The sequence below is a fragment of the Corynebacterium sp. HMSC075F02 genome, assembly GCF_001838335.1.
GTDB classification, from domain to species: domain Bacteria; phylum Actinomycetota; class Actinomycetes; order Mycobacteriales; family Mycobacteriaceae; genus Corynebacterium; species Corynebacterium jeikeium_D.
The window spans coordinates 169424-194300 of record NZ_KV836314.1 but is presented as its reverse complement, the minus strand read 5'-3'; the positions used below and the strand labels follow the sequence as shown (position 1 = coordinate 194300).

Sequence of the window (24877 nt, the reverse complement as noted above, 5' to 3'; positions counted from 1 at the left end):
CTCTTCCTCACTTACTCCGCGCTTACTCCGCTCCTGTCGACGGAGTTGCGGATGCCGGTGACATTCGCTGCGAGATTACTCGAGTCACACCATCGCCCCGCATGGTCACGCCGTAGAGCACATTCGCAACGTCCATTGTTGGCTTCTGGTGCGTAATGACAATTAGCTGACTGGTCGCGCGGAGTTCCTCGAGCAGCGCAATAAGGCGACGCAGGTTAACGTCGTCAAGCGCGGCTTCCACCTCGTCGAGTACGTAAAAGGGACTCGGGCGCGCGCGGAAAATAGCGACGAGCATTGCCAGCGCCGTCAGCGACTTCTCGCCGCCGGAGAGCAGCGAGAGTCGCTTGACCTTTTTGCCCGGTGGGCGGGCTTCAACCTCGATACCTGTCGTGAGCAGGTTGTCAGGCTCAGTGAGAACCAGTCGTCCGTCACCGCCCGGGAAAAGTGTTTGAAAGACCGCGGGGAATTCTGCCTCGACATCGTTCCACGCGTCTGTGAAGAGCTGCAGAATCGTGGCATCGACTTCCTCGACAACATCGGTGAGATCCTGGCGGGCCCTGAGGACATCATCGAGCTGCGTGGATAGGAAAGAGTAGCGCTCCTCCATCGCCTTATACTCCTCCAGCGCCAACGGGTTGACGCGGCCGAGCACACGCAGATCCTTCTCCGCCTGTTTGAGCTGCTTCGTCACGGCTGCGCGGTCAAAGTTCTCATCAGGAGCAAAGTCCGCGAGCAGGTCGTCGACAGACAGCCCCAACTGGTCGACGATGCGCTCTGCAGCCTCGGTCACACGGACCTGCGCCTGTGCACGGGCGATGTCTCCCTGGTGCGCGGAATCCGTTAGCTGTGCCAGCTCCCGTTGCGCCCCATTTGCCTCCGTCCGTGCCGCCGATAGTGCCTGCGACACCGTCTTCTTCTGCGCCTCGGCATCGTCGCGATCGGCCTCTGCCCTCGCCAACGACACGTTGACCTTCGCGTGCAAGTCCTCAGCCAGCTCCGCGACAACTTCTGCCAATTCGCGCTGGGCAACCTTCGCCATCTGCGCCTGCTCATGGCGGGCCTTCGCTACGCGCTCCGATGCAGCCTGGCGACGGAGCCGCTCGGCCTTGCCTCGTACACTCGACAGTCGCTCCTCTGCCGTACGCAGCGACAGACGCGCCTCTGTTTCCATGGCGCGCACAGCCGTCAGCGCCTCCGAGGCACGGTCACGTTCGCTTGTCGACGGTTCCCCCTCCTCGGGGTCACGGTCAACGCGAGCTAAGCGGTCTGCGACCTCCGCCAACTCCTTCTGGAGCTTCGTTACTCGGTCCGCGGCTTCGGCTCCGCGCTGCTCAGCGCGTTCGGCATCATGCACCACGCCGGACAGCTGCGCTGTGGCCCGAGTTCGGGCATCCGTGAGGACCTTCATACGACTCTGGTGTTCACGCAACGCAGCACGGGCGGCCGCCGCGTCCGTGCGGCGGTCCTCTTCTTCGGCCTGCGCACCGGAGAGCACACCACCGAGGTCACTCAAACGCACCTGTGCTTCTGCTAGTTCTTCGCGAGTCTTAGCAATGTCGGCGGCGATTTCCACACCTGATGCAGTGCCACCAGCACCGCCAGCTACCCAACCAGAGCCACGCAGCACACCATCGCGGTCAACAACGCGCAGTCGAGTATCCTGGGTCACCAGCTCACGGGCGACGTGCTCGTCGTCGCAGGCCACGACGTCAACGAGCAGAGAGGTCAACGAACCCGAAAGCTCCGCGGGCACTGTCACATGATCGAGCAGCCAGGATGCCTGTGCGGGCAGAGTGATGTCCAAGCGCCAAGAGTCGGATGCATCCGCAGAATTGATAACAACGGCACTGCCCTTGCCCGTGGCCACAAGCTCGTCGATAAGCGAATCTCCACTGCCCTCGCTGACCAGTGCTTCGGCGGCCGCGCCGAGGGCGGCAGTGAGCGCTTTTTCCCAGCCAGCGTCGACATCGATGACTTCAGAGAGAACGCCGAGTTCGTGTTTTTCACGTAGCCACGCGGTGCCGTCGTTGGCAGCGGCGGTGCGGGCGGTCTCCAGAGCTTCGATGCGGGCGGACAGACCTGAGACACTGCGTTCGAGGTCGCGCTCGTCAGCGCGGAGTTCTTTCAACCGTGTAGAGGCCAGCTCTGCTTCTCGGTTGGCCTGTTCATAAGCACTCTGCAGCTCGGGACCTTCGAATTCGGCCTCGGCTAGTTCCTGCGCGGCGTTTTCCACGGCTTCGGTGGCATCGGCACGGCGTTCGTCGGCCTCATTGGTTTGCTCGGCAAGGCGTGCAGCTTCGGCTTCGGCGGCTTCCAAGCGGGTGCGCAGAGATTCTTCTGCGGAAATGAGACGAACCACGCCTTCGCGACGGTCGGCGATTGCGCGAACGGCCGCGAGGTGCTCCGCTTCGGCTTCACGGAAAGTCTCCTCGGCGTCGAAGAGCGTTTCGCGGATTTCCTCCAGTTTTTCGCGGGCCTCTGCCTCAGCCTCAGCGAGCGTGGCTTCTTCGGTGGCGGCGTCGTCGGCCCTCTGCTCCAGGAAGTCCGGGTCTGGGCCTACCCACGGAGCGACGGAGTGGTCGGCCGCGCGATCGGCGGCGATGCGGGCCGTCGCTTGGATACGCTCACCGAGTGCGGAGAGACGAAACCACAAATCTCGGGCAGCATCGGCAGCTGGAGTGATGTCCTCCAGTTCGGCTTCGAGTTCTGCAGTGCGCTCAGCGGCAATCTCGGCTCGCTCCGTGGCGGCCTCCACCTTTTCCTCAATGAGCTTGGCTTGACCAGCAATGTCATTGAGGCTGTCCTGCAAATCCACGAAGTCCGCGGCAGCCAAACGCAACTTGGCGTCGCGCAGGTCTGCCTGCACAGTCTGGGCGCGAGAGGCGGCCTCAGCCTGACGCTTCAGCGGTTTGAGCTGACGGGAAAGCTCACCTGTCAGATCCTGCAGACGGTCGAGATTGGCCTGCATCGACTGCAGCTTGCGCTGCGCCTTTTCCTTGCGACGGCGGTGTTTGAGCACGCCTGCGGCTTCTTCGATAAACGCACGACGCTCCTCTGGCCGCGATTCCAGAATCTGCGAAAGCCGACCCTGGCCGACGATGATGTGCATCTCGCGGCCAATGCCGGTGTCGCTGAGGAGCTCTTGGACATCCATGAGGCGGACGCGAGAACCGTTGATTTCGTACTCACTTGCGCCGTCGCGGTACATGCGACGCGTGACAGAGACTTCCTTATATTGAATGGGAAGTGCCCCATCGGAATTGTCGATGGTAAGAGTGACCTCCGCGCGCCCCAAAGGCTTTCGCCCGGAGGTTCCCGCGAAGATGACATCTTCCATTTTGCCGCCACGGAGGGTCTTGGCGGAATGCTCACCCATAACCCACGCGAGGGCATCGACGACATTCGACTTACCAGATCCATTCGGGCCGACAACTGCGCAGATGCCGGGCTCGAATTTCATCGTCGTCGCCGAAGCGAAGGATTTAAAGCCCTTCAGAGTCAGCGATTTCAAATACATGGGGCAATATCTTACCCGTAGTTACGGTTTGGAGCTGAATTACCCCAAGCACGCACCCTGTTACACAAGATTGTTTACACAGCGTTGTTTACACCACTGCCTGCTTGGCCGACGTGTAGGCCGACTCACCGTGCTGAGCGACGTCGATACCAGAATGTTCCTGCTCGCCGTGGATACGCCAACCGACGGTTGCCTTCAGGACTCGGGCAATGATGTACGTCAGCACGCCCGAGAACACAGCTGCGATGACAGCAATAATGATCTGGATGGCAAACAACTTCAGCCCGTCGATGCCACCGCCGGTAAGCAATCCGCGATCGTTGGCCAGCAGGCCAACACCAATCGTTCCCCACATAGCTGCAACCAGATGTAGACCAACCACATCCAGGGTGTCATCGAAGTTGAACTTGTACTTTAAGCCAACGCCCCAGCAAGCCAGCGCACCGCCGATATAGCCCAGAATGATCGAGGTCACTGGGTTCATATCTCCTGCGGCCGGAGTAATAGTCACAAGCCCTGCGATGACACCCGAAGCGGCGCCCAGCGAGGTGGGATGTCCATCACGAATACGCTCGAGTGAAATCCAGCCGAGCATACCCACGCACGCTGCCACCGTCGTATTCAGCCATGCCAGACCAGCGACACCGTCGGCCGCAAATGCCGAACCGCCGTTGAAGCCGAACCAGCCGAACCACAGCAGTGCAGCACCCAGCATGACGAGTGGCAGATTGTGCGGGCGATGCTGGCTGCCATCGATGGACTTGCGCTTACCGACGATAATCGCCAGCACCAAAGCGGCAGTACCAGCAGCAATGTGCACAACCGTACCGCCAGCGAAGTCAATTGGAGCGATCAATGCTTCACCGTCAGCGGTACCGAACAGCTTTGCCGACAGCCCCTCTGCCGAGTGGCTCAGCAGGCCACCGCCCCAGACCATGAAGGCCATTGGGAAGTACACCAGCGTCGTCCAGAAGCCGACGAAGATCAACCAGGTGGAGAACTTCACACGTTCAGCCAGCGCACCGGAAATCAGCGCCACCGAGATAGAGCAGAACGTGAGCTGGAACCCGATGTCGATGATGTTCGGGTACCCGTTCGCACCTGCGATGTAGTTGCCGTCACCATCCGTAATCGAGTTACGCAGACCGAAGAACTCGAATGGGTTGGCAAAAACACCACCGATCGACTGCGATCCGTAGGACATCGACCAGCCCCACAGCACGTAAATGGCACCGACAACGCCGACCGCACCAAAACTCATCATCATCATGTTGAGCACCGACTTCTGTCGCGACATGCCGCCATAGAACAGCGCGAGCGCCGGTGTCATCAGCAAAACCAACGAAGCCGAAATCAGCATCCACGCTGAGTTTCCCGACTGTGCAATTACTTCTTCAGGCGTCATATGTGCCTCCCCTGTCTGTCAGTAGGTAGTTATTAACTTAAACCACCCGACTTCCGTATTTACGTATTCTTTTTCTCACTTGCGTAGTTGTTCAGCGCTCTAAGACCTCTTCAGCGTCCCAATCGACTACCTCAAGACACGAAAAATCCCCCGCTAACTGCGTAAAAACAATGGCGCAGAGCGAGGGATAGAACGTTTTCGAATTTTTCGGATTCCTACACCGACATGGGGGGGGGAGGAAGGCAGTTGGCACCCGCTTAACGACGGTCAAACGTGCTCAATGCACCCTTCGGTTCCTGCCATAACGGCACCACTGCCGTCACATCGCCCGGAGTATTCGGCCCCTCAAGCCAAGCGAGCAAACTCTCACAGTCTGCCCGTGGCCCTTCAGCAACAACTAACACCCGACCATCCGGGTAGTTCTGGGCATAACCAACCAGGCCTAACTCCAGAGCCGTCGCGCGGGTGTACCAGCGAAAACCGACACCTTGAACACGACCGTGTACCCACGCGGTGAGGCGGACGTCGTTAAGCGACATCGGACTCACGCACTGTCATCGGGTCGGAACCGTCCCAGCACTCAATCTTGTCGTGGCCGCGGACGTTAGGCAGATCATCGCGGTGGAATACCGGATTAAGCCCCTTGGACTTCTGCTCGGAGTAATTCTTTAGTAGGGCGACAGCTACGCCGCCCAGCGGCAGAATGGCGATGATATTGATGGTGGCCATGAGTGCGGAGAAGGTGTCCGCAAGCGACCAGACCAGCGGCACGGAACCGACAGCTCCGCCAATAACGCACAGGATGACCAGCACGCGCACGGTATTCAGGACAGCCTTGCTCTTAGACAGGAATGGGATATTTGCTTCGGCGTAGTAGTAGTTACCCACCAGGGAGGAGAACGCCAGGAAGAAGATGATGACCGTAACCGCGTGGATTGCCCACGTGCCCACCTGCGCCGACAGCGCGGCCTGAGTCAGCGCGGTGCCCTCTGCATCGCCGCCGAAAGTAGGGTCGGACAGCAGGATGATCACTGCGGTGATGGTACAGACGACCCAGGTGTCGAAGTAGACACCCATCGTCTGGATGAGACCCTGCTTGACCGGGTGTGACACCGACGCCGTCGCCGCCGCATTCGGAGTGGAACCCATACCAGCCTCGTTGGAGAACAGGCCGCGGCGAATACCCTGCATCATGGCAGTACCGACAGCGGCACCGGCAATCTCGCGGATACCGAAGGCGTGCTCAAAAATCAGCTTGATCATGCTCGGCACCTCGGTGATGTTGAGAGCCAAAACAATCAGGCCGAGGATAATGTAGGCGACGGCCATAATCGGCACGACGATCTGCGTCACCGCCGAAATACGCTGCACACCACCGAAGATGATGACGCCGGCCAAGATTGCCAGCACAATGCCGACACCGAACTTAAAGATCGGCGCGTCTTGACCGGTCGACTCCGCCACAGCCGCCGTAATCGAGTTGGACTGCACCGCGTTGAACACGAAACCGTAGGTCACCGTGATAGCGATGACGAACAGCGAGGCCATCCAGCGCCAGTTCTCCCCGAGCCCCTTGGTGATGTAGTAGGCCGGGCCGCCTCGGTAAGAGTCCTTATCCCGCACCTTGTACAGCTGTGCCAGCGTAGACTCCACGAAGCTGGTTGCGCCACCAATCGCGGCGAGCAGCCACATCCAAAACACGGCGCCAGGGCCACCGGTGGTGATCGCCACCGCCACACCTGCGACGTTTCCGGTACCCACGCGTGAGGCCGCCGAAATTGTGAAGGCCTTAAAGGCCGAGATGCCCTTGACACCTTCAGAGATATCAGAGGGCTTTTCAGTGATGGCCCTGAACATCTCCGGGATGTACCGGATCTGCACCATGATGGTCCGCCAACAGAAGTACAAACCTGTACCAACTAGCAGAACAATCATGAACAGCCAGTACTTGTCATTCCAAGCATTTACCCAGTCGGTTGCTTGCTCCATGAAACTCATAAGGAAATTCTAGCGTTGACAAGTGGGACACAGATAACTCGATCTATTCCCAAATGGCAGACGGACAATTTCGCGCCCACACCTCGGGCACGGCTCCCCCGCTTGGCCATAGGCGTTCAAGCTCCGCTCGAAATAGCCACTTTCGCCGTTGACATGCACATATAACGCATCGAAGCTCGTGCCACCCGCCGCTAGCGCCCGCTGAAGTACCGCTTGCCCCTCGCGCAAAAGTTTCGCTAAACGACGGACCGAAAGGTCACACGCCGGCACGCGCCCATCGACCTTCGCTGCCCAAAGCATTTCGTCGGCATAGATGTTACCGATACCCGACACAATGTTCTGGTTGAGCAATACGGCCTTAATCGGCGAACGCGACTTCATCATGCGGTGTGCAAGTGCAACCACATCGACAGTTGGCTCCAATAGATCGGGCGCGATCTTGGCTGCGGGTTCCGGAACAAAGCGACCGTGGGATTCGACCATTTCACAGGCCCAGACCCAACCAAAGGTGCGCTGATCGTTGAAGTTGATAAGGTGCCGAGCGCCGTCCGGCAGGGCTATGTCAAATGCGGCCCTGGTGTGGCGTCCGGGCAGCGTATCGGGCGTGTACGGAGCTTCCACACGCAATTGGCCGCTCATACCCAGGTGGATGGCAATTGCGGAGTCGTCGTCAAGCGTGAGCCACATGAACTTGCCGCGGCGATCCGTAGCGATAACCGTGCGCCCGCGCGTGCGACCGATAAACTCTGCGGCACCACCGGGTTGGCGCCGCACGGCACGAGCGTTGTAGACGAAAGTGTCCTCGATGCGGCCACCGACGACGTAAGCGTCGAGACCGCGGCGTACGGACTCGACTTCAGGAAGCTCGGGCATTATGCCAGTGCAGTATGCGCCTGATGCGCGGCGTGCATCTCGGCTTCCTTCTTCGTGGCGCCGGTACCGCTGCCCTTAACCACGCCGTCAACCAGCACGTCAACGTAGAAAGTTAGGTCATGGTCGGGGCCGGTGGTGCGCACGGTGTACTCAGCAGCCGGTAGTTGCTTGGCTGCCAGGCGCTCCTGCAACAGCGTCTTCCAGTCACGACCGCGAGACTCCGTCGGGGCATCGTCAATCATCTGGTTAAACAGGCGAAGAACGGTCTCGCGGGCAACCTCAAAGCCATGCTGCAGGTAAATGGCACCCAGCAGCGCCTCGGTGGTGTCAGCGAGAATTGAGTGCTTATCCGCACCACCGGTGGCCTTCTCACCGCGACCGAGGAGAATGTGCTCCCCCAATCCGATACTGCGGGCCAGGTCAGCCAGCGCGTACATGTTCACGACACCTGCGCGCATCTTGGAAATATCCTGCTCAGCGCGGTCCGGGAAGCGACGGTAGAGTTCTTCAGCAACGCACATGCCCAGCACGGCGTCGCCCAGGAACTCTAGCCGCTCGTTATTGGTCAGCATGCCATTTTCATTCGCGAAACTGCGGTGGGTCAAAGCGAGCTTCAGGGACTCCTCTGATAGCTCAACACCGAGTTTTTCCAGCAGCGGGGCGTGATCGACGGCCTCGAAAGCCGCCTTTCTAGCCGCCTCACCGGTTAGCCGACGCTTGCGGCTCATCCGTTATATCTCCTTTAAAGTCTTCGTCTAAGTCGTCGTCGATTACTTCTCGTCGCCGAGCGAGCCAAACTTTTCCGCCAGGCCAGCCCAACGCGGATCAATGCGCTCCTCTTCACCCGAGATGCCGTCTGGCTCCGGCACTTCTGAGTCCGACTCAGCACAGCTGGAATCGAAATCCAGACAGGTCGGATTGAAGGGCAGATTCAAGCCCGCCTCATCGATGACGGCTTGAGTGATATCCACCGTATTGTCGACGATCTGGCCAACTTCGTCCTCAAGGTCTTCTTCCTCGGCATCGTCGCCTGTGATGAAGTCCTCGTTGTTGGAAAAGACAGCCGAAATGTGGAAGCTGAGCTCCGGATTCAGCGGGGCTAGGCAGCGGACACACTCGCCAGTGGCCTTGGCAGTCACAGTCGCGTCAACCATGACACCACTGCCGAGGTTCGTGACAATGCCGTCAACGACAACCTCCTCGCCAGCGGCGATGCCAATCATCTCGACACCAACGCGGACGGGGCTATCGCCTACCTTGCGGAACTGCTCGGGCATGCCGCCCTGCAGACATGTCGAAACGTCCAGAACAAATGGGGATGAGTCAGTCATGATAGACCTCAGTCTACCCCGAAGATGCGCTAACGCTCGTACCGGCGGCGTTCCTGCCCCTCGGAGAAGGAAGACGGCGCGCTCTGTGCCCCTGCACCACCGCCGACGGCACCGGCCCCCGAACGCAGTACCGAGCGATTGCGACCGACATTACGCAGGGTCTCCTGGAGAGTCCGTTCAAACTCGGCGAGCTTGGAATCAACGTAGCGGTCACACTCTTCACGGAGGCGAGAGGAATCCGCGTGTGCGTCGGAAAGCAGACGATTCGCCTCGTCGTTGGCTTCGCGGACGACCGTTGACTCAGCGACCAGGCGAGCCTGCTCCTCGCGGCCTTCCGCAACGGAACGCTCGTAGGATTCGTTACCAGCGTGAATCAGGCGATCGGACTCGGCAGAAGCACGATCCACAATGCTGTCGTACTCGTGCTGAGCATCCTCGCGGAGGCGACGGGCGTCGTCCTCAGCGGCCGCGACGGTGCCAGCTGCGTGGGCATTGGCATCCTCGACGGTGTGGTTAGCGCGGGCCTCGGCCTCGTCGACAATGCGATGGGCTTCTTCATCCGCAGTCGAAATGGTGTTGTTCGCCCGGGCTTCAGCATCGTTGATAATCTCATCCCGCTGGTCCAAGACATCCTGCGCGTCATCGAGCTCAGCCGGGAAAGCATCCCTCAGCTCATCGAGCAACTCGAGAACACGCTGACGCGGAACCATACAATTGGCCGACAGTGGCACGCCGTGTGCCTCTTCTAGGATCTGGACCAGTTCATCAAGAGATTCGAAGACGCGAAACATGACTTACATGCTACTTCAGTCGGCGCTGCAGGGCGTGCAAGACAGGCTCAGGAACTAGCCCTTCCACCGAACCGCCGTAGCGAACAACTTCCTTCATCAGTGTCGACGACACATGACCGTACTTCGGATCAGCTTCCACAAAGAGAGTCTCAATGCCCGTCATGCGCCGATTCATCTGCGCCATGGGAGCCTCGTACTCGTAGTCCGCCGCCGAGCGCAGCCCCTTGACCAGGCAGGAGATGCCCTGCGCGGAGGTGTAGTCAACCAACAGCTTCGACCAGGAGTCCACCTGCACATTGTCCAAGTGCTGCGTGCACTGCCGAATGAGGTCCATGCGCTCTTCGACATTGAACATGCCCTGCTTATTCGGGTTGTGGGTAACCAGCACGGTCACCTGATCGAATTGGCGCGCGGCACGCTCAATCACATCGAGGTGACCAGAGGTCATGGGATCGTAGGAACCGGGGCAGCATGCGTGAGTCATAGAGGTCAAACCACCTTTGGCCGTCGTAAAGCGTAAAGAAGAACGTTAAGCGTTGTAGATAGCGGTGTCGAAGCGCGCCAAACCGTGAATGCGACGCTTCAGCTTCTGCTGGAGCTGTTCGTAGCCCTCGGGCCACTGCGTCTCCTCGTCATCGCGGTGACGCTCCACAGTCACGACCGCGCCCGGCGCGAGGAAGCTACGCAGCGCCTCGAGCATCTCTGTAACGGCCTCCCCCACCAACTCATAGGGCGGATCCGCGATGACGCGGTCAAAAGGCTCGCCCGGCGCGCCCGCAAGGTACGACGACACTTTCATCGGAGACAGGGCCACATCGGGATGCCCCACGGTGCGAATGTTCTTTTCAATAGCGGCAATGGCGTTCGGATCGTTTTCCACCAACACGACGGAACGCGCGCCGCGAGAAGCCGCTTCCAAACCGAGCGCACCCGAGCCAGCAAACAGGTCGAGAACGCGAGTTCCCTCTAGCCCAAAGCGTGTGGACCAGGAGGAAAAGATGGCTTCCTTCGCGCGGTCACTAGTTGGCCGAGTGGTCTCTCCCTTAGGCGCGACTAGCCTACGACCGCGTGCCTCACCTGCAATAATGCGGGTCATCTACTTCCCTTCGTGCGATGTGTTCTCGTTGCCGTTGTGCTGTGCCGTGGCGCTGTGAGTTGCTGGCGTGATTCTTGCCAGCAGCTGACCGCCTTCGACATCCACAAATTGATCTGCCGCCACCTCCGCGACCGTGCCCGGGCAGGGCGCTAAAACCGGCGCTTCTAGCTTGACGGCCTCCACGACCGCAATAACCTGACCGGTCGTCACCGAGTCTTTCTCGGCGACCTCCCAGCGGACTACTCCTGCAAAAGGTGCACAGACATCTACCATGCCCAACAGTCTACTTTGGTCTTACTAGGAGCGGTCCAAGTAGTTCGACTGCTCTTCATCGATATCGGAGATAAGCTCTCCCACAAGCCTCTCATCAACATCGAGAAGAGCCATGGCATCATGTCGGGTGCGCTCGATGATTTCGCCGTCGGTGGTGAGGTCCACCAGGCCGAGGCCGGTTGCCAGTCCCGATTGGTCATCGCCGAGCAGATCGCCGAAACTACGCGTGGCCAGGTCCAGCTCCGCCAGTTGAATGCCGTCGGTGGTGGCGGCAATGCGGTCCAGCCGGGTGCGCTCCGGTGTCTGCGAATGCGTGTGTGTACATAGGAAGCACAGGCCACCACGGTCACCACGGCCGACACGACCGCGCAGCTGGTGAATCTGCGAGATACCGTAGCTCTCGGCGCGGCGAATCATCATGATCGTGGCCTCTGGTACATCCACGCCGACTTCGATAACTGTGGTGGACACCAGCACATCCAGCTGTCCTGTGGCAAAGGCCTGCATCACGCGGTCTTTGTCCTCCGGTGCCATATTGCCGTGCAACTGACTGATACGTACACCGGGCAGTTTTTTCCTCGCTCGGTCGAACACCGCCTCCACGGACTCGTCGAGGAACTGTTCCTCATCGCGGGTAATGCGGGGACAGACAATGAAGGCGCGGTTGCCCTTGGCCACTTCTTCCCCAATGCGCTCCCAGGTTCGTGCCTCCCAGCGGGGTTTCTCCAGCGTCGGTACGACAAAGGATTGGATTTCCTGACGTCCCCGTGGCAATTCCGTCAACTGCGAAACTGCGAGGTCGCCAAAAATGGTCATCGCTACCGTGCGCGGAATCGGGGTTGCCGACATCACCAACAGATGCGGTGTCATTCCACCCCGTCCCCTGCTTCGCAGCTGATCGCGCTGGCGCACACCAAAGCGGTGCTGCTCATCGACGACCACCAGCCCGAGATCGAAGAACTCCACGCCCTCACTGAGCAGGGCATGCGTGCCGACGACAATGTCAGCCTCCCCGTTGAATGCCTCCAACAGGGTTGCCCGGCGCTCCTTCGTCGACATCGATCCCGTCAACAGTCGTACAGTCACTGCTACTCCGGCTTGCTCCAGCATCGCTGTCAGCGATCGGTAGTGCTGTTGGGCCAGGACTTCCGTCGGCGCCAGCATCGCGCACTGCCTGCTGGAATCGACTGCTTGCAGCATTCCCAGTAGGGCCACCACGGTCTTACCCGAGCCGACTTCACCTGCTAGCAGGCGGTTCATCGGGTTAGACCTCGCTATATCCTGCGCGATATCGGCTGCGACCGCGACCTGACCGTCGGTAAGCGAAAACGGCAACCCCCGGCGTAGCTCGTCGCGAAGTCCCCCGGCGACTTCCATGCAGGCCGGAGCGGTGAGACTCGCTTGAGTACGCTTGCGTGCACCAACGGCGAGCTGGAGCTCAAGCGCTTCGTCGTACTTCAGTCGGGCAAGCGCGATGTCGGGGCCCGCGATGGAGGGAAAGTGTGCGCCACGCAGTGCGGAGTCGAAATCGGTAAGTCCCTCCGGCGTGGCGGGCAATGGGTCTGGCTGCAGCGGTAACCATTCGAGGATGCGCTGCATGTACAGAGCCAGGTGAATACCCGCTACTCCTTTACGGCCACGGTAAATGGGCAGATAGGGGCGCGTGAGCAGCCGCTGCATCTCCGCAATCCCCTTGGCTGTCTTCGTCAGTGTGGCCAGCTTGCCAGTGGCTGCGCCTACCGAACCATCGGCTTTAAGCACCATGCAATCAACATTTTTCAGCTGTAGCTCATTGCGGAACTCGCTGAGCGTGCCAACAATGAGTAGACGCACACCGGGGTGCAGCATATTGCGCAGCCATTCGGCACCGAAAATCGCGGCCGGAAGAATGCGCACGCCGTCGCTGACATAGATTTTCAGTGGCTTGCGTCGGTCGGCGAAGGCGGGCGCTGGCGAAATGCTGTGCACCTCCACGACTGTGGTGATGGTGTCGCCAATGTCGGAAAATGACACATCTAAGCTCTTACCCTGCGCCACGTAGCGCTTCGGGAAATTCGTCAGCGCATCCGAGACGGTCTCCATACCAAAAGCCGTATGCAGCTTCTTTGCAGTCTTTGGCCCCACCACGATATTCAGGGGCGTGCGCGCATAATCCGAGCCGAGCCATCCGAGCATCGCGCTACTCGATTCCTACCTGCACCAGCTCATCGATGCCGGTCGCATCATAGGCTACGACCTCCACAGGCTTGTCCAGCCGCGCCCGCACTTGCGCTATGTCCACGCCCTCAGCTCCGCGCCCGAGCAGCAGAGTCACTAGTTCCCCGCCGCCAGCCAACAGGTCTGAGATGGTCTCTGTGAGCGCGTCAGTCAGGGGCTTATCGACGTCCGCAGCGACTACAGCCGTTCGCGTGCCATTGGCAGCCTCTCCCATCGCATACGCAGCAACCGCCAGCGGCAGCTCAGCCGAATGCACGGCCAAGGCAGCAAGGCCAGCCGGAATGGAGTCTGTGGACACTACCGCGAGAGTCGGATTAGCCGCAGCAGCAGCGAATTCGATATCCGCCAATTCCTGGTCGCTGACCAGCCCATTTGGCAGCAGGATAACCTCGTCCGCGCCCCTCATGGCAGTCAGTGCCTTGGTGACCACATTGTCAGCGAACTCCTGGTCGGCGATGGCTGCGCGATCTGTGGGAGTGGATGTGGGAGTCGGAGCGGGGGTCGGGCTGATAGCAATCGCCCCAGAGGAGGTGATGAGATCATTCAGCGGACCATCCGGCACTACCGCAATGAGGATGCGAGTGGAGTCAGGTGTTGTCTCCGGCTCATCGAGCACCTCGATACGGATGCGTTCCGGACGACCGAAGTCAAGTGCTGCCTCGATAACCGCGCCCGGCTCCACTGTGTGGATATGCACCATGTACTGCGCGGTCTCCGCATTACCAGCATCACCTGCGATGATGAGCGAATTGCCCAGCGGGTTCAACCGCTCTCGCAGCGCTTCCACCGCCTGGGTATCCGCCAAGGAAATCAGGTACATGACCTCCATCTCAACGGTGGCTACGTGTGGCGCGTCGACATGCAAATCGACCGGTGCGGCTGCGCGGCCGCTGACTTCGTCGGCAAGCGCGTCGAGCAGAATGACCAACCCCGCGCCGCCGGCGTCGACCACGCCCGCCTGCTGCAGTGCCGGGAGCTGGCTGGGGGTTTTCGCCAGCGCATCGCGAGCGGCATCCGCGATCGTGTCGGCGAGCTCCTCAATCGAGTCGCCCTCAAATTCCTCCGCGGCAATCGCGGCGTGCCGCAGGACTGTCAGAATCGTGCCCTCCACCGGATTGGCAATCGCTTGGGAAACATGTTGCACAGCTAGCTTTAGCGAGTGTTGTACCGACTCAACGCCAATGCCACTACCGGAGGCAGCCTCAGCCACCGCGCGAAAAACCTGCGAGAGCACAGTGCCCGAATTACCGCGGGCGCCGCGCACTGCACCGGCAGCTAGGGCCGCGGTGACTGCGCGAACATCGGAAGCGTCAGCCTTTTGCGCTTCCTCATAGGCCGAACTCAACGTCGCGAGCATATTCGACCCGGTATCGGAATCCGGTACTGGGAAGACATTGAGACTGTTGATCTCATCGCGGCGGGATTGAAGCGCGTCAATCCCCCGGGCAACCCAGCCGACAATGGCGGCAGAACCAATCTGCAAAGACATGAATTCCTATTCTAGCGTCCAGTCGATAGGGGTAGCTCCCTGACGAATCAGCGACTCATTGGCCCGGCTGAACGGACGCGACCCGAAGAACCCACGGGATGCCGACAGCGGTGACGGGTGCGGCGAACAGATGCAGTCCACGCCGGGGAGCCAACGCTGCAAACTCTGCGCGTCGCGTCCCCACAGAATGGCCACGAGAGGCTGATCACGGGCGACCAATGCTTTGATGGCATGCTCCGTGATTGCCTCCCAGCCCTTACCGCGGTGCGAGGCAGCAGCACCCGGGCGCACGGTCAGTACACGGTTGAACAGGGCCACGCCCTGCCTACTCCACGGAGTGAGGTCACCGTTGGAGGGAGTCGGGAGCCCCAGGTCGGAGGAGTACTCCTTAAAAATATTCGCCAACGACCGCGGTACCGGCTTCACATCCGGCTGGACCGAGAAGCTAAGCCCCATCGCATGCCCCGGGGTCGGGTACGGGTCCTGACCGATAATGAGCACCTTGACCTCATCGAATGGATAAGTAAAGGCGCGCAGCACATCGGTGCCCGCGGGCAGGTAACCGTAGCCGGCCGCGTTCTCCTCGCGCAGGAACTGCCCCATCCGGTGGATGTCATCGGCCACTGGCTCCAGCGCCTTCTGCCACCCTTCTTCGACCGGCAACGGATCCATGTCATGCAGCCTTTCTTCTCAAAACCTCTTCGAACTCTTAAAAGGAAACCCAACCGGCATCGCGGGCAGGAGGTTTGCCGTCGATAAGCACCGAATCGAACTTTTCCTTCGACACCGTACCGATAGCGCGGAACCCCGTCGGAGGCTCCCCCGGCGTCGAACCGATCAGTGTATGGTCCTCCCCTCCGGTGAGCACCCACTCCCACGGGTCGATGCCCAGGTATTCACCAGCGGCAATCTGCAACTCATCGGGCGCAATAGCACTGCTGTCAACTTCCAAAGTAACCCTGGAGGCCTGCGCAATAGCGCGGAGATCCACCACCAGTCCATCGGAATTGTCCGTCAGTGAACGCACACCTGTGGCTCGCGCCGTGGCACCCCTGCGATATTCAAATTCGGGCGTACAGTGTGCTGCCACCAGCTGCGCAAACTCACTCGGAACCTTTGCCGGGCTTCCGCAGTGCTGCAGCAGCGCAAGGCCCGCAGCAGAGTAGCCGATGCGTCCCGACGCAATCACCGTATCCCCCGCGCGTGCCGCTGAGCGCAGCAGCGGCCGCCCAAGCCCACCGAGTTCGCCCATCGCACTGATGGAAATCACCAGAGAATCTCCGCTGACCATGTCACCACCGACGAGCTCCGCCGGACATTGCTTGCCTTCCTGCCACAACCCCTCGGCGATACCGGTGACCACACTCACCGGAGTATGCAACGGTGCTGAGATGGCGAAAAGCATGGCCGTTGGACGCGCACCCATCGATTCGATATCGGCGAAATTCTGTACTGCGGCCTTAGCTCCAACTTGCTGAGGTGTCGACCAGTCCAGGCGGAAGTGGCGCCCTTCCACCAACATGTCGGTGGAAGTGACAAAACGGGCGTTGGGGGTTGTCTGCGTCAAGACGGCGGCATCGTCGCCATTGCGTGCCGACGGGGCGATAGCCCGGATGGCCTCAATGACCCCAAACTCGCCAATATCGCCAATGGTCAATTCAGTCACAGTGTCGAGTCACATTCCTAATAGTCGATGGTTAACCGTTAATAGCGGAACCCGTCTCGGTATTGCCCCCAACCAATTGGAGTTGGTACCGGACAACGTAGAATCAGGCCCATGGTAGACGCACCCCCATCGGGAGAAACAGTTCAGTCCAAGGGTAGCCGGACACGCGCGGGCATCGCACTCGCTATCGCCATTATCGCTATCCTCGGCATTATTTTTGCCGCAAAGATTTACCAGGATAATCAGGCGACAAAGCCAGTCGCGATTTCCAATCCGGAGCTTCCCGCCAATGACTCGCCCGAGTGTGCGGAACTGCTCGACCGACTGCCAGATCGCGCCGCAGGTCTGGTTCGCGCCGACATTGCAGAGCCGGCTCCAGAAGGCGCCGCTGTGTACCGAAACTTGGAACAAGACCGCATCACGCTGCGCTGTGGCGCGAACGTACCTAGCCAGTACAACGAACTGGCTAAGACCGAAGAGGTCAAGGGCATTTCGTGGCTGCGCGTGGTCGACAGTACCGACGAGTCTTTGGCGACTTGGTTCACCGTCGGGCGCGAACCGGTTGTTGCGATTACCGCCGAAGGAAATGCAGAGGCGGAGGATGCCCTGAGTGACCTCGCCGAGGCGCTGCGCCCGGACTCCGAGTACAAGAACAAGCCGGAGCGCGGCGGCGTCCCACTGGTAGAACTGGCAGCTCCGGAAGCTGATAAGCGCTGCAGCGGCTTGGAGGCTGCCCTCCCCCGCGAGCTTGGCAACCGTCACCGTCTGAGCGCAGAGGAAATGCCGGCTGACATGCCGAAGGACATGGTCATTTGGGGCGGCACCCCAGCAGATCCGGTGGTGCTGCGCTGTGGTGTCGACGAGCCGGCTGGCTATAGCACCACCACGCAGCAGCTGACGCAGGTTGGCGACATTGTCTGGTTCAACGAACCAACGCTTTCCTCCGGTACCTCCGCCACCTGGTACGCCATGGGCCGGGAGCGCTTCGTCGCCGTTGAAATGCCGATGTCGGAGGCCAGCTCACTAATGCCGGTGCTCTCCTCGGTCATCGCGGACAACCTGGAGAACATCTCGCCGAGCGAAGAAAAGTAAGAACCAACTTCTATCGACGAGCTACCAGCGCCCGCTCAATCAGGGCGCTGAGCAGCTCCTCGTAGGCAACACCGGAAGCCGCAAACATCTGCGGGTACATCGAAATCGGGGTAAAGCCCGGCATGGTGTTGACCTCATTGATAATCGGGCCATTATCCGTGACAAAAAAGTCCACGCGAGTCAGCCCATCAGAGCCTAGTGCCCTGAACGCCCGACGAGCATCCGTGTCCAGTGCCTTCAAAACATCCTCCGGCAGCTCAGCCGGGATCTGCGCCGAGACGACATCATCCAAGTACTTGGTCTCAAAACCGTAGAAGCCCTCGTCGGAGTCCTCCGTGCCACGCAGCAGGGACGGGACAGAGACCTGAAGGCTGCCGTCAGCGCGCTGCAGCACGCCAATCTCCACCTCGGCGCCGTCTACACCGGCCTCTACAATGACCTTCCAGTCGTGCTCTCGGGCCAGCTCTACCGCCGCATCCAGATTCGCCCAATCATCCACGCGGGAAATGCCAATCGACGATCCACCACGGGCAGGTTTAACGAACACCGGCAGGCCAAGGGTCTCCTTGTCCTCGTCGGAAAGCGACTCGCCAACATGCAAAACAACCTGCTTGCCAATAGGAAGCCCCGCTGCCTGCAAGAGATTCTTCGTGCGTTCCTTATCCATTCCCGCAGCGGAAGCGAGCACGCCCGGGCCGACATAAGCAATGCCGGAAAGCTCAAAGAGCCCCTGAATCGTGCCGTCCTCGCCGTGCGGACCGTGGAGGACCGGGAAGATAACGTCGACGGTGTCGAAAACCTCGCCGGCGCGATCACCGGTGACGAAGCGGAATTCACCGCGGCGTGACGGCGACGTGCTCAGCGCAACTTCCTCGCCCGGGATGACCTCCGGCATCGTACGCCCCTGTGTGCGCAGCGTATCCGTCTCACGCGTCCCGACGGTCCAGACACCATCCTTGGTAATACCAATGGGAACCACTCGGAAGCGGTCCTCATCCAGGTGATCCATAATTGCGCCGGCCGAGACACAGGAGACGCTGTGCTCAGGGCTTGCGCCACCGTAGATGACGGCGACGGAAATGCGATCTGCAGACGAGCTATTCGACGAAGTCATGGTGACTTAGTTTAGCCCCGACCTCGTTGAAGTGGTTACTCCGACTTGCGGCTTCGCCCCATCAGCTTGCGAATTGTCTCATCGACCTTCGCGCCTTCGTGGCAGACGGCGTAAACGGCCTCAGTAATTGGCATTTCCACGCCATTGCGACGAGCGAGGTCACGGACCGAGATTGAAGAAATCACACCCTCAGCCACCTGACCGCGCGTAGCGTGCTGCGCCTGCTCCATCGTGTCACCGCGACCGAGACGGTCACCGAAGGTGCGGTTACGCGACAGCGGCGAGGAACAAGTGGCCACCAAGTCACCGAGGCCCGCCAATCCCGCGAAAGTCTTATCTTCTGCGCCGACGGCACTACCCAGACGAGTGATTTCCGCCAAGCCACGGGTGATAATGGTTGCCAGCGTGTTCTCACCCAATCCTTGACCAGCGGCCATACCGCAGGCCAACGCAATGACGTTCTTGCAGGCACCGCCGATTTCGCAGCCGATCACATCGGTGTTGGTGTACGGGCGGAAGTAATTAGTGGCAACTGCCGCCTGAATCATCTTGGCATTGTTCTCATCAGCGCAAGCAATGACCGTTGCCGCTGGCTGCTCCATCGCAACCTCGCGGGCGAGGTTCGGGCCGGACAGCACCGCAATACGCTCTGCTGGCAGGTCTGTGACCTCCGCAATGACCTCACTCATGCGCAGATGTGTCTCGCGCTCCACACCCTTGGCCAGGCTGAGCAGAATCGTCTCCGGCCCGATGAAGTCCTTCCAAACCTTGAGGTTGTCACGCAGAGTCTGCGAGGGCACGCCCAGCACCACCACATCCGCGCCCTTCAGCGCGGCCTCTGCATCCGAGGTGGCTTCGATGTTGCGCGGCAGCCCCAGACCAGGCAGGTAGTCGTGGTTTTCGCGGCTGATCTGAATACGCTGTGCCTGCTCCGCACGTCGCGACCACAGCCGTACAGGATTGCCCGCATCAGCAAAAACCTTGGCGAGCGTCGTGCCCCACGAGCCCGCACCCATCACTGAAACTTGCACCATCGCCGCGACCTTCCTCCGTTAGCCTCTAATCTCCAACAAGTCTAGCGAGACGTTCTCACACTGCGATACTAAACTAGGTCGGCGACAAAGGATTGAAAGGGAATTCACGATGATGCACGAAGAGGACAAGGACCTCAAGGGCGATACCTCCGTGACCGGTCGCCTGCGCCAGATTCCGACGAAGCCAGGTCAGGATGTCACCAAGCCGACCTTCGCGGCCGGCGCGGTTCTATGGCGCGGCGATGTCCATAACCCTGAAATCTGCGTGATTCACCGTCCTTCCTACGACGACTGGTCGCTGCCGAAAGGCAAGCTCGACGCCGGCGAGAACCTCATTGCCACCGCCGTCCGCGAAATCTGGGAAGAGACCGGCTACCGCGTCCGTCTGGGCAAGCTCGTCGGCAACGTCTCTTACCCTGTCGCCGGACGAACGAAGCTGGTCTGGTACTGGACCGCTGAGGTTCTAGACGGCGAATTCGAACAGAACTCCGAGGTCAACGAGCTTCGTTGGGTCTCCTGGGACGAAGCCGAGGAGCTGCTGTCCTACGACCTCGACCGCGACGTGCTGGTCAAGGCCCGCAAGCGCATGAACAAGGAACCGGACACCCGTCTCATTCTGGTTCGCCATGGGCGTGCGCACCGTCGCACCAACTGGAACGGCAATGATGCACTGCGGCCACTGGATAAGAAGGGACGTCGTCAAGCGGAACTGCTCGTCTCTGCCCTGGAAGGCTTCCGCCCCGAGCGGATCTACTCCGCCGAGCCCGTGCGTTGCCAGGACACCGTCGCGCCACTCGCCGCAGAGCTGGGAATGCAGGTCACAGTCGACGAACGGCTTGGCGACGAACACTGGATTGCCAACCAGGTCGAGTCCAAGAAGGCCTTCGAGGACATTATCGCGCTAGGCGGAGTCAGCGTGGTCTGCTCTCAGGGCATCACCATCCCTGACCTGTTAGCCGCTTGGTCCGCTGAGGGCACCCTGCCCTTCGACGAGGAAATCCTGTGCAAGAAGGGCTCAGCCTGGGTACTCGGCTTCAACGACGGTGTGATGACCACGGCTGATTACTACGCCTCTGCTCTGCCGGTGAAGTAGGTTACAGCGGGGATCCCCCCGCTCACCGCCGTTATCGAACATACGTTTCCCCCCGTTAACTAAATAAATCTGATCAATCCGCTCCCCGTGATAATTTCAACTGACCAGCGTTCAGGTTAGTTCAGATTAATGTGGTAGCGGGTTTTCATTACACCTCTGTTCACTCTGTGGCCATGGCGCTGAACACAACCCGTATCGAGTACGAGTTTTATGAGGTGTCTTTAACAAATGCCCCCTGGCAAGAATTCGGTGCATGCAGAAAAATCCACTGGCGGCCGTCACGCTAAAGCACATTTGAGCATCGCTGAAGTTGCTCAACGGGAAATCACCGGACCGGCACGCTTGATGAAAGCAGAGGAGCTAATCACAAAACGTATTAGCTCAGTCTGCGACTGCCAGCATCCCATCATGTTCTTTGAAACAAACCTCACTCCCGAAGAACAGGAATGGATTTGCCTCGAGCTTGGCAATGGGCTGCGCAGAAGCGACAAAGCCCAGGAGATTAGGCACTTTCTCTCACGGTATCCAAATGTAGTAGTTACTGCCCTTGCGACAGCAGGGGCGCACATTACCGGAGAAGGCTCTTTTTGGCCTGTTTTCTTTCAACTAATTAACGTTGACGAACGATCCGATATCGTAGAAAACCACATTCGGAAGAACCTGAATAATTGGCTGAACTCCTGCCACCTTGAATCATTCGAGAATACAGATCTAGGTTCCCGAAAATTCGTCGAACGAGCGTTACTACATGCTGGCATCCCAACAGCAGAGCTTCACCGCGTCATCGACGATGCCAACAAACTCCTCGAAGATGACGACGACCCCGAGGACGGTGACCGAGAAGGAAAGCATCTCGTCGGCACCTATGCAGCTACAAGAGATGCGTCTACACTGCACCGACTGTCTGTGCTCAAGCCGTCTCTTGCAGAATTCATGTTCGCGCGCATTGTCGAGTACGTCCATTGGACGAATGTCACCAATGATTGGTACAACGCAGAGTTTGAAGGCACTAATGGACTTCCCCAGAAGCTGTTTTCAAAACTCCGCGAATATCTCAATTCTCCAGAGACTGACAATCTGGAACCTATTGCGGCCAAAAAGGCGCAAGCAGCTCCTTACATCAAGATTGACACTGACCTAGGAACCATCGATTTGGTGTTGCCCGCTGTTCCTGACAACGGCAAAGCGTGTAAGTGGAACGTTGATCTGGGCTATGACAATATCTCCGTGTCTCCACAATACGATTACGCCCTTAATGGTTGGATTGAAACACTTATCCCCATTAGCCAGCCGACAGCTGCAATTCGAGTCCACAACGCGGAAAATGGAAGCATCCATTCGCTTCGGCTTTATGACGGTGAGTTTCCAGCTATTTTCCTTCGCAGCGATTCGGAAATTCTCCAGAACCAAACTGTCATTTCACCCAAGAAATTCCTGGTATTAGCACCGGAGGATGTGGAGTTTACAAGCGATTCGAGCACGTCCCCCGTAGCACCTGCAGAAATCTGGAGTTTCGATAACTGGATTGGTTGGAAGGTCTTTCTCTTTGAGGAACTCACAGGGGTAAGAACTCTCACGCTTAGTCGTTCCTCCACGTCCACGTTTACTACTCGTCATATCCGGAGTAACAACAGTCATAAGGTTGAATGGCTCGACGAAGATTTAACCTTGAAGAATGTTTTCGGACAGAATGGACAACCTGTCTATTATTCATCGCCACGGATCAAACTACCTTTCGGCGAGAATGCGAATTGGACTAAGTCGCTCGTTTACTGCTCTCCACTCGGGGATCGAACCGTAATCGAACAGAACGAAGAGCTGTCCTCGACAACAGGCGAGCCTATCGCCGTATTTCCCGATTACTACAGAGATGCCTGGGTCGGTGAGTACGAAGTCAATCTCTTCGACCATGGCACGCTGAAAGAACGGCGCACTTTCAACATGGCGGAGGGGGCTTTCGTTCGATTGAAGTACGGAAGTAGTACCAGTTGCTCTTACCGATACCCGCAGACCAACATTCACGACAATGGCAATACCGAGGTCTTCATCACTTATGAAAGTTCTGAAGATAAGAGGACCGTTGCCGACTTCAATGGCTTTAGTTCTATCAAGCCAGATGCAGGCCAAATGGCCTTTACACTCACCAACCCTGAGGGTTTTGAGCTTAAAGCAGTTGTGATCCCCGATACTCTTGAATACGCAATTGAGAACTCCGGCGAGCCATTGAAGTGGGTTTCTCGGCCGAGCCTTATTCGCAAAAGTCAGCTTCGTCCAGGGGGAAAGCTAAAGATTCGTTTTCCGTACGCAATGTCAGGCAAGGCTGAGGTCTACGTGGCAGAATCCCTCCACTCTAGAGGAGGTCAACGTGCAGGCAAGGCTATGCGTTTTACTCCTGATATCCGCAGGAACAGAACCATCTTTGAAGTACCTGTTAGCTCTATTTTGGAAGCAATCGATACTGCCAAAGATATTGTTGTCGGAATCCAGTGGTATCCGGAGAGCCCGAACACTACTTACAAAAAATACAAGGCCGCGCAGAAGGATCGCAGGGTCGCATACTGGTCTACCTTCAAAAAGAAGTATGACAATTGGGACTGGACCTATCCCTCTCCATTAGCATCGACCCTGTTTACAGCTTCGTCGTCGAACTATTCGGGAAGTGTTTTTGTTCAGGCGAAGGACCTCATCCTCAGCTCGCCAATTCGCAGTAGCGATAACGTCCAGGCAATTGTTTGGCAGATGCGCACCCCTGATGAGGAACCAGCGATACTCGATATCAAGCAGCAGAAAGCGCTTCTTCCTGCGCAGCTGCGGAAAGCAGGACCGCTCGTCGTCGATTTTTCTATCAGTAAAACTGGCTACCGTGCTGAAATTCCGAAAATTCCGTCACAAAACGCGCTTGTCGCCAGCTCTCCCCAGGTTGACCGCAGCTTCATCCAAAAGAACCTGACATGGGATCAGCTAGCCATTATCAGGAACCTTTCATACCGTGAGCTCCACGGAGCGTCCGCTCCTCTGCTAACACGCGCCTACCACGCCATCAGCGGTGACCCGAGAAGTAGCTTGGAGCGACTAGGCCACAGTACTGTCGCCCCTGCTGTTCAGCCGTCTCTCGCGATTCAGTTTGGCCTTATCAATCACCACTTTCACGCAACTGGATCGACACAGGGAGAATTCAATCCAAGTAGATGGGCAGGCATTCTTGGTGAGATAAATGACATTGCCAAGCTCCGCTCGCGAGAAGAACTAGATTCTATCTCCGAAAAGGAACTTAAAGAGTCCATCAGCTATGTCGAAGCTGCCGCTGGCTTTGAGCTTGCACATCGCGCTGTCAACGATGGAGCTCTGTCGGAGAACCTTCAGTGTGCCGAGTTGAAAGAAATTTTCGACAGCATCCAGCTTGATCTTTTAATCAATGATTTTGACGGTATTGTCGCCAAACTGCTGGATTCAGAAGGCAAGCGGAAAGCTGCAGACAACGTAGCGTTTCGCCACGGTTTTTCTGAACTCGTCGAAAATAGAAAACAGTTCGAAGGCATTCCAGAGTTCGAATTCCTTCTTCGCACTGCGCTACAGCACAGATACACGCTAACGAACTCTGAATCCTCATCGCGAGCAGATTTGCTGTACAATTTTGCGACCGGAATCACGGGGCACCCCGATTCGATTACCCCTGTTCAACGGTGGGCTTGGGCACCATTCGTGTCTTTTATCTTCAGTGATTTCTGCCGATTTGGTGCACACTTATCTGACGGTTCAGACGAAATATTTTCTCAAGCGCATCTGTTCGCTTGGGGAAAAATGGCTCGGCTCATTCCAACTCTCACTGTCTACGACCTTCTCTGGGCCGAGGCACGATTCGTAACTGCACGCTAAGGAGTACGCAAA

20 protein-coding genes are annotated in these 24877 nt (G+C 58.6%); 3 read left to right on the top strand and 17 right to left on the bottom strand.

What is annotated here, in order from left to right:
• Positions 1 to 22 precede the first annotated feature (22 nt).
• The 15 genes from smc to HMPREF2920_RS08415 all read right to left on the bottom strand — a co-directional run bounded on the left by smc (position 23) and on the right by HMPREF2920_RS08415 (position 16656).
• On the bottom strand, positions 23 to 3517 hold the full coding sequence (smc, locus tag HMPREF2920_RS08485; protein ID WP_070601540.1) for a chromosome segregation protein SMC: 3495 nt from the start codon (positions 3515 to 3517) through the stop codon (positions 23 to 25).
• A gap of 88 nt (positions 3518 to 3605) precedes the next feature.
• Entirely contained in the window at positions 3606 to 4922 is a 1317-nt protein-coding gene (locus HMPREF2920_RS08480) for an ammonium transporter (RefSeq protein ID WP_049171543.1), read from the bottom strand.
• Positions 4923 to 5179: 257 nt separating this feature from the next.
• Positions 5180 to 5461 (bottom strand): acylphosphatase, encoded by a 282-nt coding sequence (locus HMPREF2920_RS08475; RefSeq protein ID WP_069358780.1) that lies wholly within the window; start codon positions 5459 to 5461, stop codon positions 5180 to 5182.
• The gene (locus tag HMPREF2920_RS08470; protein ID WP_070601596.1) at positions 5451 to 6911 is read right to left on the bottom strand and encodes an alanine/glycine:cation symporter family protein; all 1461 of its coding nucleotides are present in this window, start codon (positions 6909 to 6911) and stop codon (positions 5451 to 5453) included. Before HMPREF2920_RS08470 ends, HMPREF2920_RS08475 begins: the two co-directional genes overlap by 11 nt.
• A gap of 18 nt (positions 6912 to 6929) precedes the next feature.
• Positions 6930 to 7793, bottom strand: a complete 864-nt coding sequence (gene mutM / locus HMPREF2920_RS08465) for a bifunctional DNA-formamidopyrimidine glycosylase/DNA-(apurinic or apyrimidinic site) lyase (protein ID WP_070601541.1) — start codon at positions 7791 to 7793, stop codon at positions 6930 to 6932.
• Complete coding sequence (gene rnc / locus HMPREF2920_RS08460; RefSeq protein ID WP_049189534.1) at positions 7793 to 8521, bottom strand: ribonuclease III; 729 nt, start codon at positions 8519 to 8521, stop codon at positions 7793 to 7795. The genes mutM and rnc overlap by 1 nt, the downstream gene beginning before the upstream one ends.
• Positions 8522 to 8563: 42 nt before the next feature.
• Positions 8564 to 9124 carry a YceD family protein gene (locus HMPREF2920_RS08455; RefSeq protein WP_048735478.1) on the bottom strand — a complete coding sequence of 187 codons (561 nt, stop codon included), beginning with the start codon at positions 9122 to 9124 and terminating at the stop codon, positions 8564 to 8566.
• A 29-nt stretch (positions 9125 to 9153) separates the two neighbouring features.
• Positions 9154 to 9915: an SPFH domain-containing protein gene (locus tag HMPREF2920_RS08450; RefSeq protein ID WP_070601542.1), complete on the bottom strand. Its 762-nt coding sequence runs from the start codon at positions 9913 to 9915 to the stop codon at positions 9154 to 9156.
• 10 nt (positions 9916 to 9925) lie between these two features.
• Positions 9926 to 10399, bottom strand: a complete 474-nt coding sequence (gene coaD / locus HMPREF2920_RS08445; protein WP_049189535.1) for a pantetheine-phosphate adenylyltransferase — start codon at positions 10397 to 10399, stop codon at positions 9926 to 9928.
• A 45-nt stretch (positions 10400 to 10444) separates the two neighbouring features.
• Positions 10445 to 11011 (bottom strand): 16S rRNA (guanine(966)-N(2))-methyltransferase RsmD, encoded by a 567-nt coding sequence (gene rsmD, locus HMPREF2920_RS08440; protein ID WP_049189536.1) that lies wholly within the window; start codon positions 11009 to 11011, stop codon positions 10445 to 10447.
• The gene (locus tag HMPREF2920_RS08435; RefSeq protein WP_049171558.1) at positions 11012 to 11284 is read right to left on the bottom strand and encodes an acyl-CoA carboxylase biotin carboxyl carrier protein subunit; all 273 of its coding nucleotides are present in this window, start codon (positions 11282 to 11284) and stop codon (positions 11012 to 11014) included.
• 24 nt (positions 11285 to 11308) lie between these two features.
• Positions 11309 to 13459 carry an ATP-dependent DNA helicase RecG gene (locus tag HMPREF2920_RS08430; protein WP_070854146.1) on the bottom strand — a complete coding sequence of 717 codons (2151 nt, stop codon included), beginning with the start codon at positions 13457 to 13459 and terminating at the stop codon, positions 11309 to 11311.
• Between the two features lie 4 nt (positions 13460 to 13463).
• The gene (locus tag HMPREF2920_RS08425; RefSeq protein WP_048735464.1) at positions 13464 to 14990 is read right to left on the bottom strand and encodes a DAK2 domain-containing protein; all 1527 of its coding nucleotides are present in this window, start codon (positions 14988 to 14990) and stop codon (positions 13464 to 13466) included.
• A gap of 6 nt (positions 14991 to 14996) precedes the next feature.
• Positions 14997 to 15662: a uracil-DNA glycosylase gene (locus tag HMPREF2920_RS08420; RefSeq protein ID WP_048735462.1), complete on the bottom strand. Its 666-nt coding sequence runs from the start codon at positions 15660 to 15662 to the stop codon at positions 14997 to 14999.
• Positions 15663 to 15699: 37 nt separating this feature from the next.
• Positions 15700 to 16656 (bottom strand): thiamine-phosphate kinase, encoded by a 957-nt coding sequence (locus HMPREF2920_RS08415; protein WP_049171566.1) that lies wholly within the window; start codon positions 16654 to 16656, stop codon positions 15700 to 15702.
• Positions 16657 to 16767: 111 nt separating this feature from the next.
• Here HMPREF2920_RS08415 and HMPREF2920_RS08410 point away from each other — a divergent pair, with 111 nt between their 5' ends.
• Positions 16768 to 17748: a DUF3515 domain-containing protein gene (locus HMPREF2920_RS08410; protein WP_070429308.1), complete on the top strand. Its 981-nt coding sequence runs from the start codon at positions 16768 to 16770 to the stop codon at positions 17746 to 17748.
• 10 nt (positions 17749 to 17758) lie between these two features.
• On the opposite strand, the gene HMPREF2920_RS08405 is transcribed toward HMPREF2920_RS08410, so the two are convergent.
• Together HMPREF2920_RS08405 and HMPREF2920_RS08400 are read right to left on the bottom strand one after the other, a co-directional pair.
• Positions 17759 to 18862, bottom strand: a complete 1104-nt coding sequence (locus HMPREF2920_RS08405; RefSeq protein ID WP_049171570.1) for a D-alanine--D-alanine ligase family protein — start codon at positions 18860 to 18862, stop codon at positions 17759 to 17761.
• A gap of 35 nt (positions 18863 to 18897) precedes the next feature.
• Complete coding sequence (locus tag HMPREF2920_RS08400) at positions 18898 to 19896, bottom strand: NAD(P)H-dependent glycerol-3-phosphate dehydrogenase (protein WP_070601543.1); 999 nt, start codon at positions 19894 to 19896, stop codon at positions 18898 to 18900.
• Between the two features lie 112 nt (positions 19897 to 20008).
• Between HMPREF2920_RS08400 and HMPREF2920_RS08395 the strand changes: the two genes are divergently transcribed.
• The gene (locus tag HMPREF2920_RS08395) at positions 20009 to 20989 is read left to right on the top strand and encodes an NUDIX hydrolase (RefSeq protein ID WP_210386869.1); all 981 of its coding nucleotides are present in this window, start codon (positions 20009 to 20011) and stop codon (positions 20987 to 20989) included.
• 228 nt (positions 20990 to 21217) lie between these two features.
• Positions 21218 to 24865 carry a hypothetical protein gene (locus HMPREF2920_RS08390; RefSeq protein ID WP_141750515.1) on the top strand — a complete coding sequence of 1216 codons (3648 nt, stop codon included), beginning with the start codon at positions 21218 to 21220 and terminating at the stop codon, positions 24863 to 24865.
• Positions 24866 to 24877 lie beyond the last annotated feature (12 nt).

Bases quoted from the DNA above. Each gene is read 5' to 3' on its own strand.
- HMPREF2920_RS08410 (WP_070429308.1), top strand. From the start codon at position 16,768: ATGGTAGACGCACCCCCATCGGGAGAAACAGTTCAGTCCAAGGGTAGC.
- HMPREF2920_RS08390 (WP_141750515.1), top strand. From the start codon at position 21,218: ATGCCCCCTGGCAAGAATTCGGTGCATGCAGAAAAATCCACTGGCGGC.
- rsmD (WP_049189536.1), bottom strand. From the start codon at position 11,011: ATGACCCGCATTATTGCAGGTGAGGCACGCGGTCGTAGGCTAGTCGCG.
- HMPREF2920_RS08395 (WP_210386869.1), top strand. From the start codon at position 20,009: ATGCACGAAGAGGACAAGGACCTCAAGGGCGATACCTCCGTGACCGGT.
- HMPREF2920_RS08455 (WP_048735478.1), bottom strand. From the start codon at position 9,124: ATGACTGACTCATCCCCATTTGTTCTGGACGTTTCGACATGTCTGCAG.
- HMPREF2920_RS08435 (WP_049171558.1), bottom strand. From the start codon at position 11,284: ATGGTAGATGTCTGTGCACCTTTTGCAGGAGTAGTCCGCTGGGAGGTC.
- HMPREF2920_RS08425 (WP_048735464.1), bottom strand. From the start codon at position 14,990: ATGTCTTTGCAGATTGGTTCTGCCGCCATTGTCGGCTGGGTTGCCCGG.
- HMPREF2920_RS08480 (WP_049171543.1), bottom strand. From the start codon at position 4,922: ATGACGCCTGAAGAAGTAATTGCACAGTCGGGAAACTCAGCGTGGATG.
- HMPREF2920_RS08470 (WP_070601596.1), bottom strand. From the start codon at position 6,911: ATGGAGCAAGCAACCGACTGGGTAAATGCTTGGAATGACAAGTACTGG.
- HMPREF2920_RS08430 (WP_070854146.1), bottom strand. From the start codon at position 13,459: ATGCTCGGATGGCTCGGCTCGGATTATGCGCGCACGCCCCTGAATATC.
- rnc (WP_049189534.1), bottom strand. From the start codon at position 8,521: ATGAGCCGCAAGCGTCGGCTAACCGGTGAGGCGGCTAGAAAGGCGGCT.
- mutM (WP_070601541.1), bottom strand. From the start codon at position 7,793: ATGCCCGAGCTTCCTGAAGTCGAGTCCGTACGCCGCGGTCTCGACGCT.
- HMPREF2920_RS08450 (WP_070601542.1), bottom strand. From the start codon at position 9,915: ATGTTTCGCGTCTTCGAATCTCTTGATGAACTGGTCCAGATCCTAGAA.
- coaD (WP_049189535.1), bottom strand. From the start codon at position 10,399: ATGACTCACGCATGCTGCCCCGGTTCCTACGATCCCATGACCTCTGGT.
- HMPREF2920_RS08420 (WP_048735462.1), bottom strand. From the start codon at position 15,662: ATGGATCCGTTGCCGGTCGAAGAAGGGTGGCAGAAGGCGCTGGAGCCA.
- HMPREF2920_RS08475 (WP_069358780.1), bottom strand. From the start codon at position 5,461: ATGTCGCTTAACGACGTCCGCCTCACCGCGTGGGTACACGGTCGTGTT.
- HMPREF2920_RS08405 (WP_049171570.1), bottom strand. From the start codon at position 18,862: ATGACTTCGTCGAATAGCTCGTCTGCAGATCGCATTTCCGTCGCCGTC.
- smc (WP_070601540.1), bottom strand. From the start codon at position 3,517: ATGTATTTGAAATCGCTGACTCTGAAGGGCTTTAAATCCTTCGCTTCG.
- HMPREF2920_RS08400 (WP_070601543.1), bottom strand. From the start codon at position 19,896: ATGGTGCAAGTTTCAGTGATGGGTGCGGGCTCGTGGGGCACGACGCTC.